We start from the raw sequence: 22,167 nt of genomic DNA, 5'->3' as shown, positions 1-22,167 counted from the left end.
TCCGTCATGGTAGTGTCATCCTTATCTTATACGATGAAAGAATATGCCGCCAACTATTTGCATCAGCTTATCGTTATTTCGCCCCTTCCGCTTTTGAGTTTTTTGCCCCGCTTTGGATTGTTGGACGATCTCCTCCCCATTTAATTTATCGAGCAGCACGGCAATCATCTCCATGCGCTTCTCTATCACCTGGCTTCGATGAACGGACGGACTTTCGTTGGTGTCGTTTCTGGGCTCCATATGCGCAAAAGTCCTCCTTCAAACTAGGCCGGATCATCTAGGCAAGGCTACATTTCCGCGTAAGCGAAATGAACGTATACGCCTTCCATTGAAAAACAGCCCTCTGGAATTTGGGAGATGAGCTGCTGCGGGGAATCGCATTTGACGATATCCCCTTTGCGCAGCACCGCAATGCGATCGCAATTCCGCTGCATTTCCCCCATATCATGGGATGCCATAACGATCGTTTTGCCTTGACTCTTCAGCTTCATAAGCAGAGCCCAGTAATCGGCTCTCGCCTGCTTATCAAGCCCGGTTGTCGGCTCATCGAGGAATATGATTTCAGGATCGTTCACCAGCGCGAAGGCAAGCGCGATGCGCTGCTGCCAGCCGCCGGACAGCCGTTTCACCGGCTTATTTACGTACGGCTCCAGCTCCAGGTCCGCAATAATCCGATCGATGTCATTTTGTTTGATGTAAAACGATTGGAACAATTCCAGCGCTTCGCGAACCGTTAGATTGTCTACGAGAGAGTTGCTGTACATATGCATTCCGATATATTCCTTCAGCTGCTTGGCTTCCATAATGGCATCCATGCCAAGTACTTCAATCGTTCCCTGATCAGGTCGGCGAAGTCCCATGAGCATCTCCAACAGGGTTGTTTTACCTGCCCCGCTAGTCCCGATAATGCCAAACAGCTCGCCTCTGTTTACTTCAAAGGAGACTTCATTTAAAGCGTTGTACGGACCATAACATTTGCAAATCGAGCTTACTTGAATGACCGTCTCTAAGTTCACTGCAGTTCTCCTCCATTCAGGCCGGAATACCTACTCGCCGGAACGTGATCTAGTAATTTAACCTTACCTGAATCTGAAAGTGTTTTCACCGAAAACCATATTGCAGATTCACGCAATTTTTTTGCGGCATGGTTTGCGGGGGCGCAACGCAAAAAAAAAGCCCGAGAGCACAAAAGTCGTGCTTTCGGGGAAATGTCCACCTTTTCCACAGGTTTATCCACAATAAAACGTGAATTGTTAGTTAATTCTGTCGATAACAAAGCGTGATTTGTAAAGGTTAATGTCACTAATTACTTACAAAAGCTTCCTTATCCCTACAACTATCCACGTTATACACATTATCCACAGGTAGGCTGTGTAAAAACTATCCACGACTTGCACGCAATTTTATACACAGGAAAAAGGTTGTATTTATCCGTTTTTTTCCTCTTATGCACAACAGTCGCGTTTTTGTGGATAACTATTCCAATTATCCGACATTTTCTTCTATGACCTGTTTTCTGCTTGTCATAACGGCCTGATTGCAAGCCGCGACATAAGCTTGGGCAGCCGCGTAAATAATGTCCTTATGAATGGACGTGCCGCGGAAGCGCTCGCCTTCGATAATGATGCTCACAACCGCTTCGCCGTGGGCATCCTCTCCCGTCGATAACGAATGCAGCTCCAGATCCTCAAATTGGGCGGCTACGGGAATCGCCTGCTGGATACAGTGGATAACCGCCTCCAATGGCCCCTCGCCCATTCCGGAGTAGGAGCGCTCCTGGCCGTCCTCGCCGTCCCGAATAGTAACCGAAGCAATGCGGGACTTCTGGCTGCCGGCCAATACCTGCAGATCCATCAGCTTGTATGGATCCGGCTGCGTCTCGGTCGCTTCACCGGCAATACGGATCAGCTCGTCATCGGTTACGATCTTTTTCTCGTCGGCAACTTGTTTGAATTTGTTATAAACATCGTTCAATTCATTGTCCGCTACGGCAATGCCGTATTCCGACAAACGGTGCTTAATGGCATGGCGGCCGGAATGACGGCCCAGAATAATCATGCTGCGGGAAATTCCCATTGCTTCCGGATCCATGATCTCATAGGTGCTGCGGTCCTTCAGCAAGCCGTCCTGGTGAATGCCGGATTCATGCTGGAATGCATTGCGGCCAACTATCGGTTTATTATAGGCGATCGGATAATGCATCGCGCGGCTGACCATGTGAGAAGTTGTATAAATTTCGCTTTGCTCAATATTGGTCTCGATCTGCAGAGCCGATTTACGCGTCTCGATCAGCATCGCCAGCTCCTCCAGCGAGCAGTTGCCGGCCCGTTCGCCAACGCCGTTTACGGTAACCTCAACCTGCGTTGCCCCCGCTTGCACGGCTGCCAGGCTGTTCGCCACCGCCATGCCCAGGTCGTTATGGTTATGCGTGCTGTAACGAACCTTGTCTCCGCCTCGCGCCTGCTGGCGCACCGACGTGAACAGATCCACCATTTCATTTGGCAGCGCGTAACCCAATGTGTCGGGCAGATTGATAATCGTAGCTCCCGATTCAATTGCCGCTTCTACCAGCTCAATGACGAAATCACGGTCCGAACGGGTGGAGTCCATTGCTGCAAATTGGATCTCGTCAACAAACTGCTTGGCATAAGAAATCATATCCCTGGCAATCTGAACGACTTCCGACCGCGTCTTGCGGATTTGATGGCTCAGATGAATATCCGAGGAAGAGATGAACAGGTGCAGGCGCCGTTTGGCCGCATCCTGCGTCGCCTTGACCGCAGCATCGATATCAACCTTCACCGCACGCGCAAAACCGCAGATCTCAACGTTTTGCAGTTCGCGGGAGATTTGCTGGATTGCCGCAAATTCCCCGGGGCTGGAGATCGCAAAGCCCGGCTCGATTATATCGATGCCCAGCTTCGCCAGCTGGCGGGCGATAATGATTTTGCGTTCTGGCTCAATCGATGCTCCGGGCGATTGCTCGCCATCGCGTAAAGTTGTATCAAAGATTTGAATTTTTTTCATGGGAATACCCTCCGTTATGTGTTTTTTGGGAACTAAAAAAGGCCTGACGTCTCTGTGTAAGAGACGACAGGCCCGTAATTGAGCTGCCGTGGTACCACTCTCATTGGCCGGAACCTTCATGAAGCAGCCAGCCGTGCCGGCTATGCCTTAAGCTTCATGCGGGTCCGACCCGCTTGAACACCCGATGACGGAGGTTTACCGTAACGATGTACTCGCATCTGCCCAGCTGCGATTACGCAGCCGGCCGGCCTCCATCATTCCGCTCCCAGGCGAGTTCAAGCTTAAGCTTCGACTGCGTCGCACCACCCCGCAGCTCTCTGCAGCAGCGATTGCACCGTTCAGGCTCTGCCTGATTGATCAATCGCGCCGTGTACCCGCTTCATTGCTTTACTAATCCTGTTCCCAGCGTTTTGTATATGAATTTTACGTATGTTTATTCGTCTGCCGTGAATACGCGAAGCTTGCCAAACCTAGTTCAAAGACACCAAAAAGCCTGTCGCCTCTTGAAATCAAGAGACGACAGGCTATCATTAACCTGCGCGGTACCACCCTTGTTGACATTAACTGCTGCAAAGTTAAACAGCTTCGAATGTCCACCTTAGGCACATTGCCAACTCCGGATGTTGACGAATGCGCACCCTGTCACGGGGGTTAACCGTAGCAACGTACTTGCGGGCTATCCATGGCCAGCCGCGCTTATCCGTTGCTCCGCTCCCAGGCGAGTTTCAGGTATCCTTCGGCTGCGTTGCACCTTCCCGCAGCTCTCTAAACCCGGATTATCCTTACTACTCCTGTTCTTAGCGTTTGCACAGTATGATGTTTGAACTATTGGTACCCATTATATTCTCCAACAAATATTCTGTCAATTCCAAGAATTAAAATAAAAACAAAAATATTTATTAAGAGACGGATGGCTTAGCCCAGCCCTCCAGCGAGAAATTAGGCTCCGCCTTCATATCCAGCGAAGTGAATTCGCCTTTCTGCCATTTCAAAAAAGCCGCGGCGCCAATCATGGCCGCATTGTCCGTGCAGAGCTTGTGCGGCGGAACCAAGAGCGGCACTCCCTCCTTGTCGCAGCGCGAAGCAAGAGCTGCGCGCAGCCCTTTATTTGCCGCTACGCCGCCGCATAAGAGCAGCTGCTTAGCGTCAAAGGCGCGGACGGCGCGAAGCGCTTTTTCGACGAGCACCTCGGTCACCGACTCCTGGAATCCGCGGGCAAGAGCACCGGCATCCAGCGTTTCGCCCTTCATGTTCGTCTGATTGATAACGGCAAGGACGGCAGACTTCAACCCGCTGAAGCTGAAATCATAAGAATCCGGCTCCAGCCATGCGCGTGGCAGCTCAATGACAGCCTCCGCTTCCGAAGCAAGCCGGTCGATATGAGGTCCGCCGGGATAAGGGAATTTCAAAGCTCTTGCTACTTTGTCGTAGGCCTCGCCAACCGCATCGTCACGAGTACGGCCAATCATGCGGAAGCTGCCTTCGCTCTCCAGCAGAACAAGCTCCGTATGGCCGCCTGAAACAACAAGGGCCATACAAGGGTATTCCAGCTCATGAACAAGCTGATTGGCATAAATATGCCCAGCGATATGATGCGTCCCGATAAAAGGCACGTCCAGCGCCATCGCGAGGCTTTTAGCCGCAACGATCCCAACCAGCAAAGCCCCTACAAGCCCCGGGCCCTGCGTGACGGCTACCGCCGAGATATCCTGAAGCGTAAGGCCGGACTCCTCTATAGCCTGCTCGATCATAAGCGTAATGACTTCGACATGCTTGCGCGATGCGATCTCTGGGACAACACCGCCGAATTGTTTATGAATCTCGATCTGGCTCGAGATCACGTTGGATAGTATATGTTTACCGCCGCGTACGACAGCGACTGAAGTTTCGTCACAGCTTGTTTCGATCGCCAGTATGACGGCATCCTGATTTGTTGTGCTCACCATTCTTGCTCCTCTGTTGCAGGCTGATAGGAATTGAGATCCGCCCACATAATTAACGCGTCCTCGTTATTATCGGAATAATAAGCCGGACGGATGCCGGAAGGCTTAAAGCCCAGCTTGCGGTACAAGCCCTGCGCAATCTCGTTTGACACGCGTACTTCCAGCGTCATTTTGTTCGCGCCGAAAAAAGCCGCCGTCCGTTGCAGCTCGGTTAAAAGCCGTTCTCCAAGCCCTTGGCCTCTATGATCGGCGCGTACGGCAATGTTAGTGACATGCGCCTCGTCCACAATGACCCACATTCCGCCGTAGCCGATAATTTGGCCGTCATGCTCCATCACCATATAACGCGCAAACATATTGCTCGTCAGCTCGTTTTGGAACGCTTCCGGTGTCCACGGAGTAGCAAACGCTTCATGCTCGATAGCAACGATATACGGGATATCCAACTTCGTCATGGAACGAAAAACAAGATCGGACAGCATCAGGACTTCGCCTCCCCCTGCTGCTTGGCCCGAAGATTCACTTCCGCCTCTGCCAGCTGGGTATAGTTAGGCGTTAATCCATGCGTGTCCGCAATCTCGCCTTTAAGCAGTCGCTCCCGGCCAAGCCAAGCTACCGCGCAGCCTTCCAGTTCATATTGCAGCAGATGCACTTCCGCTCCGGATCGATTTGCCCCGCATAAAGCCTGAAGCCGTTCCGCTTCTTCCCGGTGCAGGGCCAGATCGCCAATTACCCAAATACGTTTTACTTGTCCCTGCTGCTGTGCCGCTTCCCCCGCAATACGATCCACCCAGTCATGCATAAGTCTTACGCCGTCGGCCGCAAAGCCGCTCCATTCGCCGCTTGCGGACATCGCATAGCCGCCCGTATAGACTTGTCCGCGCCGGGCATCCATAATCGGAAGAATCCAGTCTTCGCCTGTGCCGGCCCCAGAAGCCGAAGCCGTTCCAAGCTGAACGCCAGCCGCATGATGCCATCCTCCATAGGCAATCGCCTCTAGGCTGGATACGCCGATCAGGGGCTTGCCCCATACCCAAGCGAGCGTTTTTGCTGCCGCAACCGCAATCCGCATCCCCGTATAAGACCCCGGCCCGCTGCCAACCGCGATAGCGCCTACGTCGCTTGACGTTACGCCGCACTGCTCCATCAGCTGCTTGATATGGGTAATGACGTGCACGGAATGGTTTCTTTCCGCCAGCGACTGCATGTCCCCCAGAATACGGCCTTTATCCAAAATCGCTGCCGCAAAAGCAGCGGTTGAAGTATCAAACGCTAGTATCGGTCCAACATTACGTTCAGTCATCGTCATTCCCTGCTCCCATCTCATTCGAAAAAGCCTCGCACCAAGAGACATACGGCTCGCCGATTCCGGAGATCCGGAACTGGCGCTCCTCGCCGCCTTCATGCGCAATATACATTTCCAGTCGCTCCGGCGGCAGCAGCTCTTCAATCAAGCTTGCCCATTCCACGATCGTAACCCCGTCGCCGAAGAAGTAATCGTCCAACCCCAGCTCGTCGGCCTCTTCCAGAGACAAACGGTACACATCCATATGATAAAAGGGCATGGTAGCCCCCTCGTATTCTTTAATAATCGTAAACGTCGGACTGTTTACAATATCCGTTACGCCTATAGCTTTTGCGAATTTTTGCGAAAAGGTTGTCTTCCCGGCTCCAAGGTCTCCATCCAACGCAAGCACCGTGCCCGGTTTGACAAGCCCGGCAATCCGCTGTGCAAGCAAGGCCGTTTCCTGCTCGCTCCGGACATTAAGCACAACTTGTCCTTTGATCGTCATCTTCTTCACCCGCTTATTGCTCAAAATGATTATACCCCCGCTTAGGCAGCGGCTGTCTCAGCTCGCCTCTGTCCGTCACGCGGATTAATTCGACCGCGGGCTCTCCGGCCGAGGTCACCCCAATGATGTAAAAGGGCAGCCCCTCCGCGTGGAAAGCCGTCTGTGACGCTGTCGCATCACCATGCTCCATAGTTCCGACCAGCACATAATCCTCTCCGCCGTACAGCATCCACTCCAGGGGATCTATGCCAGCCGCACCTGCATAAGCGGCCATACTGCCGCTGCGCGGCAGTTGCTGCTCGAATAACGATACGGCAAGCCCCGACGCTTCAGCGATCTCCCAAGCCTCGCTGGCAAGCCCGTCGCTTACGTCATTAAGCGAATGGCAGGTTCCCCGCCCAATCAGCAGACGTCCCGCCCGTACCGAAGGCGACGGACGGCGGTGAGCCTGCACAAGCTGCGCCGTTCGTTCCCCCGCAAGCGTGTCCGCACCGCGTTCCCTCTGCGCAAGCAGGAAATGCAGCCCGGCCGCCGACTTGCCGACGGGCCCGGTCAATACAACCGCGTCGCCGGGCTTCGCCCCCGATCGGCGCAGCGCTTTGCCCGCTTCGACGGCGCCTGTCACCGTCACCGCGACAACCAGATGCTGCGGCGACGAGGTAGTGTCGCCGCCAATCACCGCTACGCCATATTGCTCGGCGCAAGCGTATAATCCATCATAGAGCCGGCGCATCGGCTCCGGCCCTAGCTGCTTCGGCACGCTTACCGAAACAAGCGCCTGCAGCGGCACGCCGCCCATGGCAGCTATATCGCTCACATTGGAAGCGAGCGCTTTATAGCCGATATCCTCGTAGGACATCGTCACCTCGTTGAAATGCACCGTCTCTACCATCGTATCCATCGCCATGATGTATTCATACGGGGAAGCTACGCCTGCTATCGGAGCGGCAGGGTCAACAAGCGCCGCATCGTCTCCAATGCCAAGCCGGACTCCGCGTTCCCGCTGCCAGCTTTCGCTCTGCCGCCCCGAAGTCCAATGGCGGATGCTTGCAAATTCGTCCACTGCCCTTTTCTCCTAACTATCCTATTAGTGAATATCCCGCTTCTTGAATCTGCCGCCCTTCACGTCATGGATGTTGCCAACGGCGAGAAAGGCTGCCGGATCAAGATCATTAACGATCGACTTCATCTTTGCTTCTTCCAGACGCGTAATGACGCAGAAAATAATTCGTTTCTGCCCGCCGGAAAAGCCGCCTTCGCCATGCAGATACGTCACGCCGCGTCCAAGACGGTCCATAATGGCCGAGCCAATCTCTTTAGCCTCATCGCTGATGATCCAGACGGCTTTGGATTCTTCGAAGCCTTCCATCGTAATATCAATCATCTTGTAGGCAATGTAATAGGCGACGAGCGAATACATCGCACGGTCCCAGCCAAACACAAAGCCCGCGCTTCCGAGAATAAACAAATTAAAAAACATCACAATCTCGCCAACCGAAAAAGGCAGACGCTTGTTAAACAAAATAGCGATAATCTCTGTACCATCGAGCGATCCGCCGAAACGGATAACGATACCGACTCCAATCCCCAGAATCACTCCGCCAAATATCGAGGCAAGGAAATACTCCTCCGTCAAAGGCGGAACGGGATGAAGCAGGAAAGTGCCAAGCGACATCACGCTGACCCCGTACAGGGTCGACATCGCGAACGTTTTGCCAATCTGCTTGTAGCCAAGCACCAGAAAAGGCAGGTTAAGAAGGAATAAGAAAATACCCAGGGGCAGCCCCGTCAGATGGGATACCATGATCGAGATCCCGACGATACCGCCGTCAATAATGTGATTAGGTACTAAAAAAATCTCCAATCCTACTGAAACCAGCGCCGCTCCCAGCGTAATGAATAAAGTTCTGCGAAGCAGCTCCAGCTTAGGCAGCTTTAAGTGCTGTACATGTCCCGTCATATGTAGCTTGTTCCTCCCCCCGAACTCGCTAATTACGATTATTTTACCTTAATAAACAAGATATTCAAAGACCGGCCTGTGCAGAATATAGCAATCAACCTCGAAACATGTCCCATAGGGTGTCAGGTTAAGGAGCAAACTAGCATTTGAATGTTCTTCCGATCGCGCTTCAAAGCTTTCTGCAAGAAAGCTGCTTCTTAAGCATAAACCATGCTTCTCCAGAATCATTCAATATGCTCCGTTTGTCATTAACCTAGTAAGAATAAAAAAGAGGCTGTGCCAGTAATAACTAGCACAGCCTCTTTTATTCATAAATCAGCCAATAACAGCAAATGTCTCTACGCCGGATGGAATCGTTCTTGTACGGAATAAGGCTCCGTCGGCGCTTCGGAAGATCCGGAGCGTAAACGTTGCATTTGTAAGAGTCGTAATATTATTGAAGCGAACTACGCCAAAACGGTCAAAATTGGCGGTGGAAACAACCGTGTTCCCTCTGGATAATCTAGCAAAAAAGCCTGTTGTATTAAATGGGATACCTTCCTCGTTAACCCAAACGATTGTCAATCTGCTAAAAATCGGGCCTGATTGCTGAGGTGCTAATTGGGCCGTTCTTTTAATCACTTTCCCTTTGCCTTTGGAAGGACTTTTTAAAGTCGGTCTTAATCTGGCAGCCATTCTGTCACCCTCCCTCCTAATTCTTTATTAGGATATTCAGAGAGTGATAGCTTGGTATGGATGGAATCCTATGCCCGTCCGTCCAAAATTACAATTCTTTGATGATTGTCAGATGCAGCTCGTCCTTCAATTCCAGATCATACGGCGAAGCCGGCTCCTTGCCGTCCGCTTCCCGGATAATCCGAACTCTTGGCCGATGCAGAGCAAGCTCGCTGTTAAGAGATACGACCCCGATCTGGCCGGAGCTTAGCAATACGGTCGTCGAAACCGGATAGATCGAAATATGCTTGCAGAACAGCTTAATCAGGTCAAAATCAAAGTAGGTATTGCCTGCGGCAAATAGAAACTCAATCGCCTCTGATGGCGAATACCGTTTGCGGTGCGGCCGCGGAGAGGTAAGCGCATCATAGACATCCGCAATCCCTACGATCTGGGCATACATATGAATCTCATCCCGCTTCAGGCGGCGCGGATAACCGGAGCCGTCATAACGTTCATGATGCTGAAGCGCGCAATGCGCCGATACGACGGAGATATCATGATATTTGCGCAAAATATCAAAGCCTTCCTTGGTATGGCTCTCCATAACTACCCGTTCTTCGGCTGTCAGAGGACCTACCTTCTCAATCAGCTTTTGCGGAATCTTGGTCATTCCGATATCGAACAGGAGTGCTCCGATGCCAAGCTCCTCCAGCTGGTTGCGGTTATAACCCTTCGCAATTCCCATCACCCCGGCAAGCATCGCGACATTCACCGAATGATGGAACAAATAAGCGTCAGCGACATGAATATTCGTCAAATTGACCATCATGTTTGGCCTAGCCGTCAAATCCGTCATAATCTGGCCGAACACATTACGAAAGGTACGTCCCAGATCCGGGGCAATAGCCCTGCCCTTCATAACCACCGACTGGTCCTTAAAGGAATTCATCGTCTTATAGATCGCTTCTACCGCCTGCCGGCGGGTCTCGTCCCTGAGCGTATCCTCGGGAATAAGATCCTCTGTCATGCCGTCTTCAATATAAACAATATCAACGCCTAAATTTTGAAGCCGATTTATATAACGATCATTCAGCTCTATGCCTTCACCAAGTAGAACCCGTCCATTATCTTGAAATATCGGTTTTGCAAGCTTGTCCCCAGGTTTGACCGATCCAATTTGCACTTTTCTCATCGCTCATACCTCTTTCGATCCATACTCAATTAATCAGTACGAAGCTATTTTATCAGATATATGTGGGGCTGACTATCATGGAAGGATATCTATCATTTATTAATAAAATATTGAGAAAACCTCTATCGAGGTCTCTCGAAGATGAGGGACCTCTTTTATAGGTAAGTTCTATCGCCAAATCGAATTTCAGTTCAACTTATAATTGTATTATGGTAATAAAAAAACTCGGCTAACCAGGTCTGTTATCCCTTAGTTAGCCGAGTCTGTCATCAAGCCAGCTTACGCTTGACGATACGGTTGCGACCGCTGTATTTCGCTTCGTATAATGCCGCGTCAGCCTGGGCAAGCAATTCTCTCAGAAAAGCCTTGGGATCGTCCAAAGCGCGCTCGTCGAACTGCTCTACCGAAACGACTCCCATGCTGATTGTTACTCTGACCGACTGGCTGCCTAGGCCCGTCCTGACGACATTCTGCTCTACCGATTCCTTAACCATGTCGGCAATAATATCCGCCTGATCCCGGGTCGTATGAGGTAGATAGACCGTAAATTCTTCACCGCCGTATCTGGCGAGAATATCGGCGGAACGCAGCGTGTTTTTCACCGCTTCGACCGTCGAGCAGATCACTTCGTCTCCGACTAGATGGCCATATTGATCGTTAATTGCCTTGAATAAATCGATATCGAAGAGGAAGATCGAAAAAGGAATGCCGTATTGCACGTTTACCGCAATCTCATGCTCCAGCTGCTGCAGCAAATATCTCCGGTTATAGCAGCCGGTTAATCCGTCCGTAATCGCCATATGCTCCAGCTTCTTGTTGGCTTGGAACAACTCGTCCTGCATGACCAGCAGCTCGCGGTTCCTGTCCTGAAGCAGCTCGTTCTGCGTATTGGTCTCATCCACCAGCAGACGCAGCTCCGTTACGTCGTGAAACGTTAAAAGCCGGCCGAGCAGCTCCTTCTTCTTCTGGCTCAGAATCGGGGCGGCCTGCACAACGATGTAACGATAATGCCCGTTATTATGCAGCGAAATCTCCAGCTCCTGACGTTCCATCGGCCACTGCTTCTGCTCCTGCAGGAACTGGTCGAACTGCTTCCGAATCGGCTTGGGAAGACGAACCGCAAGCGCCTCCGGAGAAAACCGCTCGCCAATCTTGAGCTTCAAGATCGGCTTCATCGCCTTGTTAAACTCAAGCACGCCTCCGCTCTCATCCAAGACGATAATACCTGTCGACATTGTGTTCATCACGTCGCGCTGTACGATTTGAATGATGTCGAAGACCCGGTGTCTCGTAATCGCGTGCACAAGATACACCGCGGACAAGGTAATCCCTACGGAGAAGATCGAGAAATAAGAGGAAAAATATTTAATGAAGATAATATTGACGAAAAAATCGCCTAATCCGAACAAAACAAGCACGAATACTCCGTTCATGGCCGTTCGGACAAGCATTTGCTGCCGGACTGACACGCCGCGGCGGATCGTATAGCCCATGATCACCAGGGAAACGAGAATATAAGAGAACAGCTGAACGATCATATACCAGTACAGCGGTCCGCTTTGAAGCTGCTTGTCCGTCAACTGCTCGTTAATAGAGAGGAACAGCCGATCCGGATTTACGACGACAAACGCAACGGAGATCAGCGCCGGGACCGACAGCAGAATAAGCCGTCGCGTGCGTATCAATTGAGCTTGTCCCGTCATAAAAACAACAAAGATAAACCACCCTACGCCTACCAAGGACAATCCGGCGTAAGAAGCCAAAAGATAAAAAAGCCTGTATGGAGAACCAGGCATCGTTTGAGCAATAAATTGAGTAAGCGGCCAAACCATCAACACCAAATGCAGCGCGAAATAAATTTTGTGCAGCACGGTAATGGTACCAACAGCAAACACGTAGAAAAACAAACCGAGCAGTACGAGGAACATGCTAAAATCAAGCCACATCATCGATTCCAATACGGTTCACCCATCCATTGTCTATCCATCTATTGCCATTGTAGCAAATGTTATTTCAATCGACAATTCTTTCCATAGGACTTCCTGCGTATTATTTTTCGGAAGGGATAGGCCAAAGGTCCGCCAGCATATGTTCCAAAGACGGAGAAATATGCAGGAAGCTGCGGAATTGCTCGTACTGCTCCCACTTTTCCGCCGACCCTTTCTGCCCGCTGCGGACAGCGCGAATCAACAGATTTTTAGGGGTATGCTCCGGATCAACAAACTCCAGCATCTGTACCTTGTAGCCAAGCACCTCCAGCAAGGTACCTCTGGCCGCGTCAGTAGCAAGAGCCGAGAAGCGCTCCTTCAGAAGTCCCTGCGACAGAATCGGCGACAACGCGTCGCTCTCCACCTGCCTGAACAATTCATGCTGGCAGCAAGGCACGGACATAATGACCGAGGCCCCCCATTTAACTGCTTTGGCAAGCGCGGCATCCGTCGCCGTATCGCAGGCATGCAGGGTAACGACCATATCGGCCTCGTTTAGCTCCTCGTAATCAGCGATGTCCCCCACCAGGAATTTCAGCTTGTCATATTGAAGCCGGTCCGCAAGCTCCTGGCAAAAAGCGATGACATCCGCCTTCAAGTCCAGGCCGATAATCGAAATCTCCCGCTTCTGCTCAACAGCAAGCAGATGGTACAAGGCAAAGGTCAGATACGATTTGCCGCAGCCAAAATCAACAATCGTAAGCGGCTTGTCCGCCGGAAGGCCGGGCAGAACATCCGTCACCATCTCCAGGAAACGGTTGATCTGTCTGTACTTGTCCTGTTTCTTTGCATGCACGGCTCCGTCCTTCGACATGATGCCAAGCTCCACCAGAAAAGGCGCAGCGGTTCCTTCGGCCAATATCCGGTTTTTCTGCCGGTTATGCTGCAGCTCTGCCGAAGCCTTTACCGTTCCGGTCGGCGGCTTGCTGAGAATCGTTGCCTTTCCTTTCTTGCTGAACAGCAGCTGGAGATCCTCCGTTGGCGTCTTAAACAATGCCTGCTTGTAATCGCCTTCGAGCAGCTCGACGATTCTGGCGCCGGCCAGCTCCGGCTTTACGTTATCATGAGTTACTTTATTGCTGTAATGGTATTCGAACTGCAGATGAAGCCCGTTCTTCAACTGAACCGGCCTCACCACTGTTTTGGGGGCAGCCGCTCCATCCTTGCGGCGCAGCTGGCTTAGCGTACCCTGCAGCAGTTCTCCTTCATCAACGATTTTTTGTATGGTCTGCTGCCATTCTTCTGTCATATTGAAAAGTCACTCCCATAGATCTTTGCTTTTATTTATTTGTTGCTAACGAATCAAGCCCGTATTGAACTTCCTCGCGCGGCAATCCGCCGGCTTCCAGCTTCTCGTCAGCGTAATATAACAAGCGGCGGTAGAAAGCTTCGACCTCTTCGCCAGTTACCGCTCCATCTTCCATTAGCTCATACAGGACATCCTCTGCCCCCGCGAACTGGCCTTCCCCCTCCAGCCATTCCGCTTGCAGCTGCTTGGTATGGTCGGGAAGCTCATACGCTTTTAACCGCTCAAGCAGCTCTCCGGCTTCCTTCGAAGGGTTCGCAAGCGTAGGCTCGGCGTCAACCAGCGACAGCCTCATAAAGAGCTGCAGCGCCTTTAAACCGGACGCAAAGCTGGCGTCTTCGTTACCAAGCTCGGCATGCAGCTCCGACTCCTGCTTCAAGGTTACGGCTATCGCCTGTATTTTGTCCGTCTCCATAACGCCGTTTGTAGTCAGCACCGCCATCAAATCCTTGTCGGACAAGGAACGGATCAGCTTGCCGCTAAGTCCAAACCGTTTATCCAGCAGCTCATCGATAACGAGCAAGGCGTCCTGATGCTTAAGCTCCCGCTTCAACTGCAAGATTTGCCCGACGGCTTCCGTCATCTGTTCGATCATGTTCATTAAGTAGTCGCGACGAAACAACCTGTTCCCCTCCCTAATGGCTAATTAAGCTTATTTATGAAACGCAGTACGGCTTCCGCGAAAGCTTCAGGGCGCTCTACCATGCCCATATGGCCGGCATCCGCAAGCTTCTCGCGGGTAACGTTTGCTCCGTCGGTAACAAAGGTGCGTTCCACGGGAATAATTTGATCCTGCTCGCCCGCAAGGAGCAGCACCGGCAGCGTTGTCCGCTTCAGCACCTCCGTACGGTCTGGACGCTCCTTCATCCCTTTGGCTGCGCCAATCGCACCAGCCTCGCTTGTCCCTCTGCCAATGGCAATGGAACGCTCTACCTGATCCGGCATCGCCGATTTATTGTCCGGGGAATAAAGCTTCGGAACAAGTCCCTCCACAAATGCGCCTACGCCGTCCTTCTTAATCGCGGCTACGGCATTGTCCCTGTTTTCCTTCGCCGCATCGCTGTCGGGAAGCGGCGTTGAATGAACCAGCCCGAAAGCGGACAGCTTCTCTTCGAAGCGCTCGGCAAAGGCAAGCGTAATATATCCTCCAAGCGAATGGCCGAGAACGCATGCCTTGTTTATTTTCAATTGATCCAGCATGGCAGCCAGATCGTCCGCATACAATTCCATTGAATTCGTCTCTTCCGGTCCAGTCTCTCCGGAAGAGCGCCCATGTCCGCGAAGATCGAGCGCAATAATGCGGGCTTGGCGGGCAAGCGGCTCTGCAACCCGCTCCCAATAGGCGGAGCTTCCGCAATAGCCGTGCAGCAGCACCACAACCGGCTTTTGGTCCGTCCGGGAATCGTAATAAGCTAACGAGATGCCGCTTGGCAGCGTGATCGAGTGATTGGCGATGGTAAGTTGAGTCATTCGTCTACTCCTTCAACAAAGTTATTTGTCCAGCCAAGCCGGAAGCTTGCTTCCAGGCCTGATCCACCAGCTCTGCAACCGTCTCAGCCATTTGCATGACGGTATACAGCGAAGTCGTTTGAAGCGTCATATAAGGCTTATGGCTGCTGGCATTAACGACACCCGCGATGCTGTAATCGCCAACGGCCGGCAGCCTGGCCCCCGTTGCCTGACCGGGCGTAAGCGGTCCCTCAGCAGTAATATACTTTCCAACGGACAGCGGCTTGCCGAGGCAGGCATCAACCGCAATAATTACGGCATGCTCCCGCTCGGCCGATTGTTCCAGCGCTTCCGCGAACCGTTTTGCGTCACAGGGCTGCTTTAACGTTCCATAGACATGCGGCCAACCCCGTTCTTCCAGCTTGGTGCCTACCAATGGGCCAAAGCTGTCTCCGGTGGAGCGGTCCGTACCGATACATAGGAATACGACCCGGCTGCGGTCAGGATGCCTTTCTGCAACATGGGCCAAAAATGCCTGGAGCCCCCCCACCCCGTTATCCGCTTGAACGTTTGTCTTCCCTGACATGAATACACCTGCTTTATGTTGTTCGTACAAATGGTAGTTTCTTTCATTGTACCCGAATTACGCAGTATGGTTCAATTTACAGGCATGGGATGCGTGAAATATGTTACAATGGCGAGAATAATGACAAGTTGTACGGAGAGGGGACTAATCATGGTGAATCTGGAAGAACAAACCCAGCAAAACGTGGAATTTATGATCGAGACCATCAAAACAAAGCTAAGAATGGCGACAGCGGCAGCGATGCAGGCTTCCCACTTCAGCATTGATCAATACGAGGATATCCGCGATCTGTATGAAGTTGTTGCTTCGAAGGAAAAATTCAGCATCAGCGAGGTTGAAGCTTTGGTATCGGAGCTGGGCAAGCTGCGCGGCAAATAGCGTCATTAAAGAAGGCACCGGCAGGCGTTAAACACCTGCCGGTGCCCTCCTTTACCCCATAAGACTTCGGAACGAAGCCTTCAGCCCTAGCTTTATGTTAGCCGTACTCTGAAAGTAACATTTTTTATTACAATCTTTACCACTAACAGCCATTAACTAGAATTTTTTTAGACATATGTTCAATAAGCGATTACGAATAAAAAAAGGGGAGCTCCTATCCCAATCGGAGCTCCCCTTTTGCTGTCTTATTCGTTTGTTTCCTCGGCTTCCATCGAAGCCCCTGCCTCAGCCGATTCGATGGTCAAGCTGATTTGCACCGGCTTCTGTTCCCCCTTCAGGAAGAACGCCAGACGCTCGAGCTTTTCCGCCAGCTCCGAGCCTGTAAGCGTTGTATTCAACTGATAGTTGAAATGGTCTGCAGGCTGTTCGTCCTGCTGCGCGTAATTGCTGCGGCCCCTCCAGGTGCGTTCCTTGGTTCCGCCCTGTTGAACCAGCTGCTGGTCCTGCATCGGGTAAAACTTGTCTGATTTATTCACCACACGCTCGTAAATCCGCAGCTTCTTGAGCAGCATATAATATTGCGCCGAATGCTTGAAATTCCAAGCTTCCCGAATATCTTTAAGCGTATAATCCATCTTCCAGCGCTTTAGCTTTTCGATCTGCTCCTCGGCGTTCAGCTGCAAGAAATCATCTAAAGGCATAATTGCTTCCGGCATCTTGACCCCTCCGTTAACCTGAAATAAATGCTCAGATAAGCGTTGACTTTCCCCTTTATCAAAAAAAGAACACGTATCTTTCACTACCACGAAGAACTTCGATAAAAGTTTTTCTCAAAAATATAACAATCCGAATAGTTTATATTTTCATATAAAAAATACCATAATTTTTTTCGATTTACAAATTAATTTCTTTACAGATTTGTATTATTGCACATTCCTCATATGAAAAAAACCGTCGTATATGTCCCAAGGGCAATACGACGGCTTTAGACCTACAATATTAAGCTTGTTTCAGGCCGAATGCGGCGAGGAAACGCTGGAACGCGGCATGGCCTTCTTCGGTTTGCTTAAACACGCCAGCGTCCTTCAATACCTCGGAGAACTTGGCGCCTGTCTCGCCTTCCACGATAGCTTGCGCCTGTTCATCCGTATTGGAAGCGCCATAGCGGGCTACCAGCGATTCAATCCATTCCGCGTGAAGACGGAGCGGATGATCCGGGCTATGCAGCTCGTTATGGAGCGCTTCGGTCTCGCCGGTAAGATAACCGGCAATCTGCTCAAGCTCCGCCTTCAAGCGGCCGGGAAGCACGGCCAGACCCATAACCTCAATGAGGCCGATATTTTCTTTCTTGATATGATGCAAGTGCTGATGCGGATGGAAAATCCCCATCGGATGCTCTTCGCTGGTCCGGTTGTTGCGGAGAACGAGATCAATCTCGTAAGCACCGTCATCAAGCAGCCTTGCAATCGGAGTAATGGTATTATGCGGCGTAAGCGATCCGTCGCCATTAGCCGTAAAAGCAAGGACGTCAACCGCTTCGTCGCTGTAGCCGCGCCATGTATCGAGCATCCTGCAGGCTGCCTGCAGGACATCGTTCTTGGATGCGCCGTTTACGCGGACAACCGACATCGGCCAGTTCACGATGCTGTAGCGTACGCCCGGCAAGGAAGGATCGGTAAACGATGCTACCGGCTTTGCCTTCTCCATCGGGAAGGTATGGCGTCCAGCCTGGAAGTGGTCATGGCTTAGGATCGAGCCGCCAACGATCGGCAGATCGGCATTGGAGCCGATGAAATAATGCGAGAACTGCTCCACGAAGTCCAGCAGGCGCTTAAAGGTGCCGTGCGAGATCACCATAGGCTCATGGGCGCCTTTGAACACGATGCTGTGCTCGTTATAGTACACGTAAGGAGAATACTGGAAGTACCATTGCTGGTTATCCAGCGTCAGAGGCAGCACTCGCAGGTTCTGGCGTGCCGGATGATCCGCGCGGCCGGCGTAGCCCACATTCTGCTCGCAGAGCAGACACTTCGGATAATGCGCCTGCGGCAAGGTTTTCAGCAGCGCAATTTCCTTTGGATCCTTCTCCGGCTTCGACAGATTGATCGTAATTTCCAGCTCGCCGTACTCGGTTTCGTGCAGCCAGTATTTATTTTTCCGGATGCGGTCCATCCGGATGTAGTTGGAATCGATGCTCAGCTTGTAAAAAGCATCCGTTGCCGCTTTGATGCCGGCTTCAGCCGCTGTCTTGCGGAACGCAGCCGCAGCTTCGGAAGGACGCGGCATAAGCAGACCCATGATGCGGGCATCCAGCAAATCGCGGTATGTCAGAATGTTGTCTTCGATCAGGCCGATGGAATAACCGTAATCGAGCAAAGGCTCCAGCAGCGATACCGGGCTGTCCAGCTCTTCCTCCGGAATCTCGCCTTCATGCGGCTCCGTGAATTTGAACAGATCCAGCAGCGCATTACGCGAATAGTTAACGTCAAGCGGCTCAATCATCCCTTGGCGAAGGGCAAATTGGACAAGCCTGTCGATCAGGACAAGCGCTTCCGCTGCGGTTACGGTCGTGTTTTCTTTGACTGTCATGATGTAAAAAGCTCCTTTCCGTTCCTAGGCGGCTGCTTAGTTGCTGTAGCCGTTAGGGTGATTGACGTGCCAGTTCCAGGCGCTGCGAATAATGTCCTCAAGATTTGCTCGGGATGGGTTCCAGCCCAGCTCCTTGCGGGCACGTGCCGAAGATGCAACCAGCGTAGCCGGGTCTCCTGCGCGGCGAGGCTCGATAACCGCTTTGATCTCGCGCTCCGTTACCTTGCGGGCAATCTCGATCACTTCTTTGACGGAGAAGCCTTGGCCGTTGCCGAGGTTGTAAATCGCGCTGTCCGAGTCTTGACGAAGCTTATCTACGGCAAGGACATGGGCATCAGCAAGATCGCTGACATGGATGTAGTCGCGGATGCAAGTGCCGTCCGGCGTTGCGTAATCATCGCCGAATACCGAGATATGCGGGCGTTGTCCGAGCGCTGCCTGGAGCACGATCGGAATCAGATGAGTTTCAGGGCTATGATCTTCGCCGATTTTGCCGCTTGCGTGAGCGCCTGCTGCGTTAAAGTAACGAAGCGATACGTATTTGAGGCCATGAGCGACATCGAACCACTTCATCATTTTCTCCATCGCCAGCTTCGTTTCGCCGTAAGTGTTTGTTGGAAGCGTACGGTCGAATTCGTCGATCGGCACGTTCTCGGGCTCGCCGTAAGTGGCCGCCGTCGAAGAGAAGACGATCTTCTTCACGTCATGCTCGATCATTTTTTCCAGCAGGCAAAGCGTGCCGTACACATTGTTATGATAATATTTCGCAGGGTTTGTCATGCTCTCGCCAACCAGCGAGTTTGCAGCGAAGTGAATAACTGCGTCAATCTTGTTTTCTTTGAATACCGTATCCATAAATGCTGCGTCGCGAAGGTCGCCTACGTACAGCTTGCCTCCAACAACCGCCTCGCGGTGACCTTGCTGCAGATTATCGACTACTACGATTTCTTCTCCGCGTTCTGCAAGAGCAGCCACGGCGTGCGAACCGATATAGCCCGCTCCTCCGGTTACCAATACTGCCATACTCCTCATCCCACTTTCTATATGTTTTATATGATTAAAGCTGTTCTACACCATTGCCGATGCTGCAAACGTAGAAGTCAGGAGTAAGTCCCGTTGCTTCCGTATATTTGCGTCCTACTTCTTCCTTGAAGCGTTCGATGCTGTCTTCGTGAACAAGCGATACGGTACAGCCGCCGAAGCCTGCGCCCGTCATACGGGAGCCAAGCACACCCGGAACCTGGCGTGCGGCAGCAACCATCGCGTCAAGCTCAGGACCCGTTACTTCATACAAATCGCGGAGCGAGTCGTGCGAGCCGTTCATGTATTGGCCAAACGCTTCGAGATCATTTGCTTTCAGGGCATCCATCGAACGAAGAACGCGGTCGATCTCTTCGACTACGTGCTGCGCACGGTTGCGGACAACTTCATCCTTGATCAGATGTTTGTTTGCGTTGAACTGCTCCAGGTTGATTTGGCCCAGGAGCTTAAGTTCAGGGAATGCCGCCTGCAGGTTCACTACAGCCTGCTCGCATTGTGAACGGCGTTCGTTGTACGCGGAGTCTACCAGGCCGCGGCGTTTGTTCGTGTTGCCGATGACAAGCTTGTAAGCGCCGGATTGGAACGGAACGAGTTCGTATTCAAGCGTATCGCACATCAGCAGAATCGCGTGGTCCTTCTTGCCGTTAGCCACCGCGAACTGGTCCATGATGCCGCATTGCACGCCGTTGAATTCGTTCTCCGATTTCTGGGACAGAAGCGCAATTTGAACCGTGTCCGTAGGCTGGCCTTCCATCGTAAGCAAAGCGTAAGCCGTTACGACCTCAATCGATGCGGAAGAGGACAAGCCCGCGCCGTTCGGGATTTCACCGTGGAAAAGCAGATCGTAACCGCTGCTGAATTTGATACCCTTTTGCTCAAGTTCGTAAACGATGCCTTTCGGGTAGTTCATCCAGTCATCCGCTTCGTCGTACGCGATGTTGTCGATATCAAGCGATTTGGAGGAAGGGAAATTTGTTGTCGCGAGGCCAAGCTGGCGGTCATCGCGCTTGCGGATAAGCAAAGTTGTGCCGAACGTAAGTGCTGCCGGGAATACGTAACCGCCGTTATAGTCAGTATGCTCGCCAATCAGATTAACGCGTCCTGGTGCGTGAAAAGCTTTGATCTCAGCGGCTTCTCCGCCGAATTGCTGTATAAATTGTTGTGTAAGCTGCTCGATAGAGGCCATATGCTTGCAACAGTCCTTTTTTGTATAATTTTTGAAGCCTTTGTTCTATTTCAGTATAACGCAAGCCATAACGCGAGCAAAATGGCGCAAAGTGCTTTTCACATGGATTTATGTGACTTTTAGCAAGCTTCTTGGCATGATAATATGGGATTATTGTAAATCCAACACCGGAAGGCAGGTGACGTCAAATATGAGGCAAGATACTTATAAGGTAGCTTCCAATCCCGTCATTACGTACAACGAGCACATGAATGTATTGTTTGCAGGCGAGAGCCAAACCAAACCGTCTCATCAGCGGGGACCTAAAGTATATGATTTTTACCTCATGCATACGGTGCTTGAAGGGAAAGGGGAATTCACCTGCGGAGGCAACAGCTATCCTCTTCGGGCAGGGGATACCTTCCTGATCGAGCCTGAGGCGCTTGTCAGCTATGTGTCCGATGCCAACGAGCCCTGGCTTTACCGCTGGGTCGCCTTTAACGGCCCGCAGGCAGCCGAGCTTGTGCAGGCGGCTGGCTTCTCCGTGGCCAATCCCGTCGCCGAGACGGCTTCGATAAGGCGAGTAGGCGTCCTGTACAACCACATTTTCAGTATTTTTCGCAAAAACGATCCGGCAGCCCATCTGAAAGCCGCCGGTTATTTGCAGCTGCTGCTGGCTGAATTCTGCACGGTTCATCAGTTGTCCGAAGATAATGGCGCTATGACCGATATGGACGATACCGATAAGCTGATCCAGCAAATGATTCATTATTTATCAACCCAATACGCCCAGCCCGTATCGATCGAGCAGATGGCCGAATCCTTCGGCTACAACCGTGCTTATCTTTCTCGGGTATTCAAGCGTTATACAGGCGAATCGCCGATTACGTTCCTGCTAAAGCTCCGGATCGACAAGGCCCGGCAAATGATCCGGGAACGCGAAGGACTTACTATCGAGCAGATAGCGGCGTCAGTCGGGCTTCAGGACTCCTTGTATTTCTCCAAGCAATTCCGCCGATTCTACGGCTTATCTCCCTCCGCCTACCGCGAATCCATGCGTCAAATGAAGACGTAACGGGTATTCAAGGTTAGC

General features: G+C 51.8%; 22 protein-coding genes and 1 other annotated feature. Of the genes, 2 read left to right on the top strand and 20 right to left on the bottom strand.

The window, feature by feature from the left end; translation table 11 throughout:
• Positions 1-21 precede the first annotated feature (21 nt).
• From WFJ73_RS28665 to yyaC, 16 genes are all read right to left on the bottom strand, one after another.
• A complete protein-coding gene (locus tag WFJ73_RS28665) occupies positions 22-240 on the bottom strand; it encodes a hypothetical protein (protein WP_336776318.1) in 219 nt (72 codons plus the stop codon).
• A gap of 47 nt (positions 241-287) precedes the next feature.
• The gene (locus WFJ73_RS28660; RefSeq protein WP_336776317.1) at positions 288-1,016 is read right to left on the bottom strand and encodes an ABC transporter ATP-binding protein; all 729 of its coding nucleotides are present in this window, start codon (positions 1,014-1,016) and stop codon (positions 288-290) included.
• Positions 1,017-1,485: 469 nt separating this feature from the next.
• On the bottom strand, positions 1,486-3,027 hold the full coding sequence (locus WFJ73_RS28655; RefSeq protein WP_336776316.1) for a 2-isopropylmalate synthase: 1,542 nt from the start codon (positions 3,025-3,027) through the stop codon (positions 1,486-1,488).
• 509 nt (positions 3,028-3,536) lie between these two features.
• Positions 3,537-3,835 (bottom strand) — a binding site (T-box leader).
• Between the two features lie 91 nt (positions 3,836-3,926).
• Positions 3,927-4,973: a tRNA (adenosine(37)-N6)-threonylcarbamoyltransferase complex transferase subunit TsaD gene (gene tsaD, locus WFJ73_RS28650; RefSeq protein ID WP_336776315.1), complete on the bottom strand. Its 1,047-nt coding sequence runs from the start codon at positions 4,971-4,973 to the stop codon at positions 3,927-3,929.
• Entirely contained in the window at positions 4,967-5,452 is a 486-nt protein-coding gene (gene rimI / locus WFJ73_RS28645; RefSeq protein ID WP_336776314.1) for a ribosomal protein S18-alanine N-acetyltransferase, read from the bottom strand. Before rimI ends, tsaD begins: the two co-directional genes overlap by 7 nt.
• Positions 5,452-6,273, bottom strand: a complete 822-nt coding sequence (gene tsaB, locus WFJ73_RS28640; protein ID WP_336776313.1) for a tRNA (adenosine(37)-N6)-threonylcarbamoyltransferase complex dimerization subunit type 1 TsaB — start codon at positions 6,271-6,273, stop codon at positions 5,452-5,454. Before tsaB ends, rimI begins: the two co-directional genes overlap by 1 nt.
• Entirely contained in the window at positions 6,266-6,763 is a 498-nt protein-coding gene (tsaE, locus tag WFJ73_RS28635) for a tRNA (adenosine(37)-N6)-threonylcarbamoyltransferase complex ATPase subunit type 1 TsaE (protein ID WP_336776386.1), read from the bottom strand. Before tsaE ends, tsaB begins: the two co-directional genes overlap by 8 nt.
• A gap of 13 nt (positions 6,764-6,776) precedes the next feature.
• Positions 6,777-7,826 (bottom strand): thiamine-phosphate kinase, encoded by a 1,050-nt coding sequence (thiL, locus tag WFJ73_RS28630; RefSeq protein WP_336776312.1) that lies wholly within the window; start codon positions 7,824-7,826, stop codon positions 6,777-6,779.
• 24 nt (positions 7,827-7,850) lie between these two features.
• A complete protein-coding gene (locus WFJ73_RS28625) occupies positions 7,851-8,723 on the bottom strand; it encodes a YitT family protein (RefSeq protein WP_336776311.1) in 873 nt (290 codons plus the stop codon).
• A 315-nt stretch (positions 8,724-9,038) separates the two neighbouring features.
• Complete coding sequence (locus WFJ73_RS28620; RefSeq protein ID WP_336776310.1) at positions 9,039-9,398, bottom strand: hypothetical protein; 360 nt, start codon at positions 9,396-9,398, stop codon at positions 9,039-9,041.
• Between the two features lie 88 nt (positions 9,399-9,486).
• The gene (locus WFJ73_RS28615; RefSeq protein ID WP_336776309.1) at positions 9,487-10,572 is read right to left on the bottom strand and encodes an HD-GYP domain-containing protein; all 1,086 of its coding nucleotides are present in this window, start codon (positions 10,570-10,572) and stop codon (positions 9,487-9,489) included.
• A gap of 269 nt (positions 10,573-10,841) precedes the next feature.
• Positions 10,842-12,521: a histidine kinase N-terminal 7TM domain-containing diguanylate cyclase gene (locus WFJ73_RS28610; RefSeq protein ID WP_336776385.1), complete on the bottom strand. Its 1,680-nt coding sequence runs from the start codon at positions 12,519-12,521 to the stop codon at positions 10,842-10,844.
• 100 nt (positions 12,522-12,621) lie between these two features.
• Positions 12,622-13,809 (bottom strand): class I SAM-dependent methyltransferase, encoded by a 1,188-nt coding sequence (locus tag WFJ73_RS28605; protein WP_336776308.1) that lies wholly within the window; start codon positions 13,807-13,809, stop codon positions 12,622-12,624.
• A gap of 31 nt (positions 13,810-13,840) precedes the next feature.
• Positions 13,841-14,488, bottom strand: a complete 648-nt coding sequence (locus tag WFJ73_RS28600; protein WP_336776307.1) for a DUF6483 family protein — start codon at positions 14,486-14,488, stop codon at positions 13,841-13,843.
• Positions 14,489-14,508: 20 nt separating this feature from the next.
• Positions 14,509-15,336 (bottom strand): alpha/beta fold hydrolase, encoded by an 828-nt coding sequence (locus WFJ73_RS28595; protein ID WP_336776306.1) that lies wholly within the window; start codon positions 15,334-15,336, stop codon positions 14,509-14,511.
• A 4-nt stretch (positions 15,337-15,340) separates the two neighbouring features.
• Positions 15,341-15,901 (bottom strand): spore protease YyaC, encoded by a 561-nt coding sequence (yyaC, locus tag WFJ73_RS28590; protein WP_336776305.1) that lies wholly within the window; start codon positions 15,899-15,901, stop codon positions 15,341-15,343.
• Positions 15,902-16,051: 150 nt separating this feature from the next.
• Here yyaC and WFJ73_RS28585 point away from each other — a divergent pair, with 150 nt between their 5' ends.
• A complete protein-coding gene (locus tag WFJ73_RS28585) occupies positions 16,052-16,279 on the top strand; it encodes a DUF1128 domain-containing protein (RefSeq protein WP_283094360.1) in 228 nt (75 codons plus the stop codon).
• 245 nt (positions 16,280-16,524) lie between these two features.
• Here WFJ73_RS28585 and WFJ73_RS28580 read toward each other — a convergent pair whose 3' ends face one another.
• From WFJ73_RS28580 to WFJ73_RS28565, 4 genes are all read right to left on the bottom strand, one after another.
• Complete coding sequence (locus WFJ73_RS28580) at positions 16,525-16,995, bottom strand: hypothetical protein (protein ID WP_336776304.1); 471 nt, start codon at positions 16,993-16,995, stop codon at positions 16,525-16,527.
• Between the two features lie 283 nt (positions 16,996-17,278).
• Positions 17,279-18,868: a UDP-glucose--hexose-1-phosphate uridylyltransferase gene (locus WFJ73_RS28575; protein WP_336776303.1), complete on the bottom strand. Its 1,590-nt coding sequence runs from the start codon at positions 18,866-18,868 to the stop codon at positions 17,279-17,281.
• Positions 18,869-18,904: 36 nt separating this feature from the next.
• Positions 18,905-19,891, bottom strand: a complete 987-nt coding sequence (galE, locus tag WFJ73_RS28570) for a UDP-glucose 4-epimerase GalE (RefSeq protein WP_336776302.1) — start codon at positions 19,889-19,891, stop codon at positions 18,905-18,907.
• Positions 19,892-19,925: 34 nt separating this feature from the next.
• Positions 19,926-21,095 (bottom strand): galactokinase, encoded by a 1,170-nt coding sequence (locus tag WFJ73_RS28565; RefSeq protein ID WP_336776301.1) that lies wholly within the window; start codon positions 21,093-21,095, stop codon positions 19,926-19,928.
• Positions 21,096-21,285: 190 nt separating this feature from the next.
• Here WFJ73_RS28565 and WFJ73_RS28560 point away from each other — a divergent pair, with 190 nt between their 5' ends.
• The gene (locus tag WFJ73_RS28560) at positions 21,286-22,149 is read left to right on the top strand and encodes an AraC family transcriptional regulator (protein ID WP_336776300.1); all 864 of its coding nucleotides are present in this window, start codon (positions 21,286-21,288) and stop codon (positions 22,147-22,149) included.
• The last annotated feature ends 18 nt before the right edge of the window (positions 22,150-22,167 follow it).

The sequence above is a fragment of the Paenibacillus sp. MMO-58 genome (genome assembly GCF_037146255.1).
Taxonomy (GTDB): domain Bacteria; phylum Bacillota; class Bacilli; order Paenibacillales; family Paenibacillaceae; genus Pristimantibacillus.
The sequence above is the reverse complement of the archived record's forward strand: the minus strand, read 5'-3'. Positions and strand labels throughout refer to the sequence as shown.